The sequence below is a fragment of the Nonomuraea deserti genome, assembly GCF_004348685.1.
Lineage (GTDB): Bacteria > Actinomycetota > Actinomycetes > Streptosporangiales > Streptosporangiaceae > Nonomuraea > Nonomuraea deserti.
This window is the reverse complement of the sequence record NZ_SMKO01000415.1, coordinates 1-1,269: the sequence shown is the minus strand read 5'-3', so window position 1 is coordinate 1,269 and position 1,269 is coordinate 1. Positions and strand designations below refer to the sequence as shown.

Here is a 1,269-nt window from a genome sequence, read left to right as displayed (position 1 = left end):
GTTTGCTGTCGAGCAGCTTGACGCGGTCAGCCACGTCGTTGATGCGCTCGGGGTGGGTAGGGGTCGGGGATGTTCAGGTTCTCGGGCCTCGGTTCTTTGCCGCGAGATAAATTCGTGGCCTGCCGCCCGCAAGCTGGAATCGTATGGGGATTCCCCTGTTCAGGTGGCATGTGAGTGCATAAATCCGAAATGATCCACATATGTTACGGCGACATATTCCGACGGTCATAACGCTCGTTCTCGCTATCTCCGCGTGCGAGCCGGACATAAATCCCACCGCTTCTCAAGAATCGCCGAACCGGCCTGCCGCGAGTTCCCCGGCGAAGGACTGCTCCAAGGCCACCGCGCGGGATTTCGACGGGGACGGCAAGGACGACGTCGCGGTGGGCAACCGCATGATCATCGGCGGCCAGGTGTCGATCCTGAGCGCGGACCGGCTCGTTCCCGTGACCATCCCCGACGAGGCCGCCGACGGGATCGGCGCCGCGGTGGCGCTGACCCGGGTCAACGCGGACCGCTGCGCGGATCTCGTCGTCGGCGCCCCGTACACGGACGTCGACGGCAAGGGCACCGCGGGCGCCGTCTATGTCCTGTACGGCGGCAACGCCGAGCCCGTCAAGAAGATCGTCTCGCCGCGACCCCAGGCGGGGGCGCGGTTCGGGTCGGCCGTGGCGGCGTACGGCCAGACGATCGCCGTCGGCGCCCCGCAGGAGAAGGAGAACGGCTCGCCGTCGGCGGGCGCCGTCTACGTGACCGGCGACGGCGCGCCGCCGCGGCGCATCACCCAGGACACCGAGGGGGTGCCGGGCAACAGCGAGCCCTTCGACGGCTTCGGCGCCGCGGTGGCGGTCGGCCCGCTGCACGACGGGCGGATGGGGCTCCTGGCCGGCGCGCCGGGGGAACGCGACGACGGCGGCGGCAGGCAGCGGAAGGCCAGGACGGGGTCGCGCGACGGCGCGGTGACCGTGATCCCGGACGTGCGGGCGAGCGAGATCGAGGCCGTCAAGCACGACGGCGGCGACGGTTGCACGTTCGGCGAGGCCGTCGTCTACGTGCCCGGCGGCCGGTGGGCGGCGACCCAGCCGAGATGCGGCAAGGTGCAGTTCTTCCACGACGCCGGACTCGCCGGCTCCACGACGTGCGGCGCCTGCGCCGGGGGCACGGGCGGGGGGACCGCGGCCGTGGCCGCCGCGCCCGACGGCCGGGTGGCGGTGGCCTGGGGCTGTCTCTTATACCCATCTTACGCTGCCGACGACTAGTCGAGTGGTG

1 protein-coding gene is annotated in these 1,269 nt (G+C 70.8%); it reads left to right on the top strand.

Features of this window, described 5'->3' with window-relative positions; genetic code table 11:
• Positions 1 to 200 precede the first annotated feature (200 nt).
• Positions 201 to 1,259, top strand: coding sequence for an FG-GAP repeat protein (locus tag E1292_RS56385; protein WP_132606879.1), 1,059 nt, complete (start codon positions 201 to 203; stop codon positions 1,257 to 1,259).
• Positions 1,260 to 1,269: the final 10 nt, after the last annotated feature.